This window comes from Streptomyces sp. 150FB (genome assembly GCF_000818195.1).
In the GTDB taxonomy this organism is placed as follows: Bacteria; Actinomycetota; Actinomycetes; order Streptomycetales; family Streptomycetaceae; genus Streptomyces.
This window is the reverse complement of sequence record NZ_JTHL01000001.1, coordinates 5,099,124-5,105,818: the sequence shown is the minus strand read 5'-3', so window position 1 is coordinate 5,105,818 and position 6,695 is coordinate 5,099,124. Positions and strand designations below refer to the sequence as shown.

At 71.4% G+C, this 6,695-nt stretch carries 5 protein-coding genes; 1 reads left to right on the top strand and 4 read right to left on the bottom strand.

Going from position 1 to position 6,695, the window contains the following annotated elements:
- Positions 1–73 precede the first annotated feature (73 nt).
- From QR77_RS21865 to mshA, 4 genes are all read right to left on the bottom strand, one after another.
- Positions 74–1,792 (bottom strand): glycosyl hydrolase family 28-related protein, encoded by a 1,719-nt coding sequence (locus QR77_RS21865; RefSeq protein ID WP_052489680.1) that lies wholly within the window; start codon positions 1,790–1,792, stop codon positions 74–76.
- Between the two features lie 149 nt (positions 1,793–1,941).
- Positions 1,942–3,507: a glycosyl hydrolase family 28-related protein gene (locus tag QR77_RS21860; protein ID WP_078876994.1), complete on the bottom strand. Its 1,566-nt coding sequence runs from the start codon at positions 3,505–3,507 to the stop codon at positions 1,942–1,944.
- A gap of 293 nt (positions 3,508–3,800) precedes the next feature.
- Positions 3,801–4,310 (bottom strand): YbjN domain-containing protein, encoded by a 510-nt coding sequence (locus QR77_RS21855; RefSeq protein ID WP_040023782.1) that lies wholly within the window; start codon positions 4,308–4,310, stop codon positions 3,801–3,803.
- Positions 4,311–4,401: 91 nt separating this feature from the next.
- Positions 4,402–5,748 carry a D-inositol-3-phosphate glycosyltransferase gene (mshA, locus tag QR77_RS21850; protein WP_040023780.1) on the bottom strand — a complete coding sequence of 449 codons (1,347 nt, stop codon included), beginning with the start codon at positions 5,746–5,748 and terminating at the stop codon, positions 4,402–4,404.
- A gap of 179 nt (positions 5,749–5,927) precedes the next feature.
- Here mshA and QR77_RS21845 point away from each other — a divergent pair.
- The coding region (locus QR77_RS21845) for a class I SAM-dependent methyltransferase (RefSeq protein ID WP_078877848.1) at positions 5,928–6,695 on the top strand (768 nt) is incomplete at its 3' end.

The window sequence follows — 6,695 nt, the reverse complement described above, 5'->3', positions numbered from 1 at the left end:
CACCCCGACCGCCCGCCCGAACCCGCACCCCAAACAGCCCGCCCCCCGCACCACCCCAACCCCAACTCCCCCCTCAAACCCCCAGGTCGCGCTGGGCCTCGTACAGGTTGCGTGGGCGCACCGCGCTCGGGTCGCCGTATGACTCCAGCCTGCTGTGCAGGTCGCCCGTGAAGTCCGGTACGTCGATCTGGCCGAACGGACGGACCGTGCTGATGCCGACCGTCGCGCTGTACGGCGCGATGTCGTCGATGCGGACGCAGCCGGCGCGCTCGTTGGTGACCGTGACGTTCCAGTGGGTGAAGCGCGCGCCGTAGAGCGGGCCCGCCGAGGCGTCGCCGCCGTGCTGGCCGTCGTTGGTGACGGTGATGTCCGTCCGTACGTTGGCGAACGGCATCCCGCGATGCGTGTCGAACGTACCCATCTCCATCCGGCCGCGCGACCACGCGTTGTAGCTGGACAGGCCCTCCACATTGATGCCGTGCAACTGCGTGCCCGCAGGTGCCGGGACCGTGCGCTGCTCGATCACGAAGTCCTCGACCAGGTTGTCGTGCGAGCCCTCGCGGCAGAAGTACGGGTGGTGCGAGCCGCGCCCGGCGACCCGCGTACGGGTCAGAGTGCAGGCGGAGGCGGCGACGAAGCCGAAGCCGTTGTCCACGTGCCGAACGACCATGTCGTCCGCCCAGCAGTCGTAAGCGCACTGGAGCACAACGCCGTTGTAGCCCTTGTCCAGCAGGTGCTGCGACTGCGGCGTCTCGACCGCCTCCAGCGTCAGCCCCTCGACGGCCGAGCCGGTCAGCGGCGTGATCAGCGTGGTGAACCGCGGGTTCCACTCGGGGCGCAGGTCGAGCGGGAGCGGGCGCTCCAGGGTGACCCGCTTGCCCCGTACGGAGGTGATGCGCACCGGCCACTCGTACGGCACGTACGACGTCAGCTTCGTCTTGTCGTCCCAGACGTACGCCTCGGGCCCCGGGCCCCCGCCCGCCATGTGTTCCAGCAAGGTGTGGCCGGCGTCGTCGGCGACATGGAGGAGGACGAGGTTCCCGCGCCGGAGTCCGGAGGTGTCGGCGACGGTCACGGTGCGGTCGCCGCGCTTGGCGGGGTGTACGGCGGTGAGCGGCCGGTACTCGTCGCGCTTGTTGCCCGTCCAGCCCTCGAAGGGCCAGGCCGCCGCCTTGATGGCGGCGGTGAGGGTGGCGAAGCGTTCCTTCGGACAGAGCCAGACGAGGCCGCCGGCCCAGGACCAGCTCGACTTGTCGCCGCCGTAGCGGCTGCCGTACGGGCCGATCAGCTCGGTGAGGCTCTTCGTCGCGTAGAGCTTGGTGCGGGCGCTGCCCGCGCCGCGCAGCACCACGTTGTCGTACCCGATCCGGATGATGTCGTCGATGCGGTACGTGCCGGGCGGCACCGTGACCGTACCCCCGCCGTGCCTGCCGACATGCTCGATCGCCGCGTTGATGGCGGGGGCCGCGTCCTCGGAACCGTCGGGCCGCGCGCCGTACGTACGGACATCCGCGCGGACCGGGAGGCGGGGGCGGGAGCGGGCGCCCCCGCGGTAGCCCGCCGTTCCCACGAACGGGATCTGCGGGTGCGTGAACGGGGACTTGGCGAACTCTCGCCACAACTCCGAGGTCGCGGGGCCCGCTTCGGCGAACGCCGTCGCGGCCCCGGGCCCGGCGGACAGCGCTCCCGTGGCCGCCACGGCTATGGCGCCGGCGAGCATGCCTCGCCTGCCGATGGGGCGTTGACCGTGGTTGGGGCCGTAGTTCGAGCCGTGGTCCCGGCCTTGGTCCATGTCGTGTTCCATGTACTACCCGCCTCCAGGTTTCACATATATGAACTTCGTTCATGTGACCGTCTGGAGGGAGCATGCCACGACCTCCCGTGGCCGGGGAAGACTCGGGAGGCGGGCATAGGCGTTGAGTTGGGTTGCCTTGTGTTACGTCACGTCAGGTCGCGCTGCGCCTCGTACAGGTTCCGGGGGCCCACCGCCTCCGGAGCGCCGTAATGCTCCGTCCGCGCGTGCAATTCGCCCTCGAAGTCCGGGACATCGATCTGGTCGAACTCCGTCACCTCACTGATGCCGACCGTCGCGCTGTACGGCGCGATCCCGTCGATCTTGACGAGGCCCGCGCGCCCGTTGGTGACCGTCACGTTCCAGTGGGTGAACCGCGCGCCGTAGAGCGGGCCCGCGATCCCGTCGCCGCCGTGGCGGCCGTCGTTGGCGAGGGTGATGTCCGTCCGTACGTTGGCGAACGGCATCCCCCGATGCGTGTCGAACGTACCCATCTCCATCCGGCCGCGCGACCAGACATTGTGGCTCGACAGTTCCTCCACGTTGATGCCGTGCAACTGCGTGCCCTCGGGCGTCGCTACCGTGCGCTGCTCGACGACGAAGTCCTCGACGAGGTTGTCGTGCGAGCCCTCGCGGCAGTAGTACGGATGGTGCGAGCCGCGCCCCGCCACCCGCGTACGGCGCAGCGTGCACGCGGAAGAGGAGACGAAACCGAAGCCGTTGTCGACGTGCCGTACGACCACGTCGTCCGCCCAGCAGTCGTAAGCGCACTGGAACGAGAGGCCGTTGTGCCCCTTGTCCTGCAAGTGCGGCGACTGCGGCGTCTCGACCGCCTCCAGCGTCAGCCCCTCGACGCCGGAGCCGGTGAGGGGCGTGACCAGGGTGGTGAAGCGCGGGTTCCACTCGGGGCGCGCGTCGAGCGGGAGCGGGCGCTCCAGGGTGACCGCGTCGCCGCGCACGGAGATGACGCGTACGGGCCACTCGTACGGCAGATACGACGTCAGCTTCGTCTTGTCGTCCCAGTCGTACGTCGCGGCGCCCGGCACCCCGCCCGCCACGTGCGCGAGGAGGCTGTGGGAGTCGTCGTCGGAGAGCTGGAGCAGAACGAGGGCTCCGGGCCGCAGTTGTGAGGCGTCGTCGACGGTCACGGTGAGGTCGCCGCGCGCCGCCGGACGGACGGTGGTGAGGGTCCGCCAGTCCGTGCGTTCGTTGCCCGTCCACCCCTCGCAGGGCCAGTCCTCGGCCTTGATGGCGGCGGTGAGGGCGTCCAGCCGGTCCTGCGGGCAGAGCCAGATCAGCCCGCCCGACCAGGACCAGCCGGACTTCCTGCCGCCGTGCCGGGTGCCGTACGTGCCGATCAGCTCGGTGAGGTTCCTGGTGGCAAGGAGGGTCGTACGGTCGCTGCCCGCGCCCCGCAGGATGACATCGCTGTGGCCTACGCGGATCAGGTCGTCGATGCGGTACGTGCCGGGCGGCACCGTGACCGTGCCGCCGCCGTGCCTGCCGACATGGTCGATCGCCGCGTTGATGGCCGGGGCCGCGTCCTCGGAGCCGTCGCCCTTGGCGCCGTACTCCCGGACGTCGGCCGCGACGGGGTGGCGCGGGAAGTCGCGCGCGCCGGCACGCTGGCCGGCCCGGCCCACGTACGGGATCTGGGGGTGGGTGTACGGCGACTCGGCGAACTCACGCCACAGCTCGGACGTTCCGGTGGTCATCGGCCCTGCCTTCGTCTGACGTGTCTGTGTGTCTCGTGTCCACGTGTGTCGCGTGCCTACGCGGGCCTACGCGCCTCTGGCGTCTATGTGAACGCCGTTCAGGTTCGCGTATGCGACGACAGCTAGCATGCACGAAAGAAAGCGCTTTCGGAAGGTCCGGGGACGGCACGGGCGACGACGCGAACGGCAGTGCGGGCTGCAGTGCGAACGGCAGTGCGGGCGCTGCCCCACGGCCGTCTCTGCGCCGTCTCACGGCCGTCCCTGCGACGCGTCAGGGCCGTCTCCGCGCCGTCTCAGCGCTGTGTCAGGTGCGCGAACGCGTCCAGATTCCGTGTCGACTCGCCCCGGGACGTCCGCCACGCGTACTCCTTGCGGATCGCGCTCGCGAAACCCAGTTCCAGCAGGGTGTTGAAGGAGCCGTCCGCCGCTTCCAGGACCGAACCGAGCAGCCGGTCGATCTCCTCGTCGCTGACGGCGGCGAGCGGCAGCTTGCCGGTCAGGTAGATGTCGCCGAGCCGGTCGACCGCGTAACTCACCCCGTACAGCTTGAGGTTGCGTTCGAGGAGCCAGCGGTGGACGCCTTCGGCGTTCTCGTCCGGGTGGCGGATCACGAAGGCGTTGATGGAGAGCGAGTGCCTGCCGACGAGCAGCGAGCAGGTGGTGGACAGCTTGCGGGTGCCGGGGAGGGTGACGACGTACGAGCCGGGGTCCGGGCTCTCCCACTCCAGCTCGGCGTCCTTCAGTGTCCGCTCGATGACCTGCGCCGCCTGCGTGGCCGGGTCGGTCGGAGTCGCGTCAGCCATGGTTCGAGCGTACGCGGTGGCAGCCGGGCCCGTACTCCGCCCGGCAGCCGCCCCGGCTGCCGCGCCCACCACCCCCGTGGCCGCCGCCAGGTCAGCCGTGGTGCGTGTGCGAGCGCTGCCTGCGGTGTTCGGTCATCGCCGCCGTGTACACCTCCGCCGTCGCCCCCGCGGCCGTCTCCCAGCCGAACGACTGCGCGTGGCGGGTGGCCGCGCCGCCCATGGTGTCGACCAGTTCCGGGTGGTCGATGAAGCGCCGCAGCGCGTCCGCGTACGCCGCCGGTTCGTGGCCTGGCACCAGAAAGCCCGTCTCGTCGTCCCGTACCGCCACGGGAAGGCCGCCCACGGCCGCCGCCACCACCGGGGTGCCGGCCGCCTGGGCCTCTATGGCGACCAGGCCGAAGGACTCGCTGTACGAGGGCATCACCAGGACGGAGGCCGCGCGGAACCAGTCCGCGAGCTGCGCCTGTCCGACCGGCGGCCGGAAGCGGACCACATCGGAGATCCCGAGGCGCGCCGCGAGCTTCTGCAGGACCTCCGGCTTGGCGAGGCCGGTGCCGCTGGGGCCGCCGACGACCGGCACGACCACCTTCGTACGCAGCGACGGCGTCTGCTCCAGCAGTACGGCCACCGCGCGCAGCAGCACGTCAGGCGCCTTCAGCGGCTGGATACGGCCGGCGAAGAGCGGGATGAACGCGTCCTGCGGCAGCCCCAGCCGCGCGCGGGCCGCCGCACGCCCGTCAGCGGGACAGAAGCACTCCAGGTTGACGCCGGGGTGGACGACGGCAGCGGTCGCAGGGTCGGCGTCGTAGAAGCGGACGAGGTCCGCCGCCTCCTCGGCCGTGTTGGCGATCAGCCGGTCGGCCGCGCGCACGATCTGCGTCTCCCCTATGACGCGGGCGGCGGGCTCGGGGGTGTCGCCCTCGGCGAGCGCGGCGTTCTTGACCTTCGCCATGGTGTGCATGGCGTGCACGAGCGGCACACCCCAGCGCTCGGAGGCGAGCCAGCCGACGTGTCCGGAGAGCCAGTAGTGCGAGTGGACCAGGTCGTAGTAGCCGGGCCGGTGGCCGGCCCAGGCCTGCATCACGCCATGGGTGAACGCGCAGAGCTGCGCGGGCAGTTCTTCCTTGGCGAGACCCTCGTAAGGACCAGCGTCCACATGTCGTACGAGCACACCGGGCGCCAGTTCCACCGTGGGGGCGAGTCCGCCGGAGCTGGCCCGGGTGAAGATCTCCACCTCGATGTCGATGGCGGCGAGGCGCTTCGCGAGTTCGACGATGTAGACGTTCATGCCGCCCGCGTCGCCGGTTCCCGGCTGGTGCAGGGGGGAGGTGTGCACGCTGAGCATGGCGATACGGCGGGGTCTGCGGGCCTGACCGGGGATGCGGAGCCTCGGCGGTCCCACGAACGTGCTGGCGATCCGGGACACGTACTGGCTCACCTCTACGGTCCTCTCGCTCGGGGTTTCAGGAGTTCGGGGCACGGCAAACAGAGGGCTTGCGTCACCCTCCGAACCCGGCCAACAGCGGATTCCGTTTTTTCATTTCCCCTTTTGCCAAATCATTACCGGCGGGAGCTGAACCATCGCGGCCGTTACCGGCGGGTCGTTACGCTCGTCCCATGGCCGCCCGCCCGTCCGCACCCTCCTCCGCACGCCCTTCCCCCCGCCCTGTGGGGGCGGCCACCCGCGGCACCACCCACCAGAACCGGCTGCGCCGCATGGACCGCTGGATCGCGGCCACGCACGGCCCGGTGCTGCGTCGGAGCGCCGATCCCGTGGTGGTGGACCTCGGGTACGGAGCGGCTCCCTGGACGGCCGTCGAGCTGCTGCGGAGGCTGCGTACGGCAGCGCCTCTTACAGAGGTCGTCGGCATCGAGATCGACCCCGTACGGGTCGCCGCGGCGCGGCCGTACGAACGCGACGGCCTCCGTTTCCGGCACGGCGGCTTCGAGATCCCGCTGCCCGGGGGCGCCCGGCCGGCGCTGATCCGGGCGGCGAACGTGCTGCGGCAGTACGAGGAGGACGAGGTCGCGGCCGTCTGGGCGCGGCTGTGCGCGCGGCTCGCGCCGGACGGGCTGCTCGTCGAGGGGACCTGCGACGAGATCGGCCGGCGGCATGTCTGGGTCGCGCTGGGGCCCGAGGGGCCGCGTACGGTCACCTTCGCCGCGCGGCTGGGCTCGCTCGGCCGGCCGTCCGACCTGGCGGAGCGGCTGCCCAAGGCGCTGATCCACCGCAATGTGCCGGGCGAGCCCGTGCACGCGTTCCTGCGGGACTTCGACCGCGCGTGGGCGGCGGCGGCTCCGTACGCGTCGCTGGGCGCGCGGCAGCGCTGGGCCAGGGCGGTGGGGGACCTGGCGGGCGACTGGCCGCTCGCCGGCGGCCCGCGG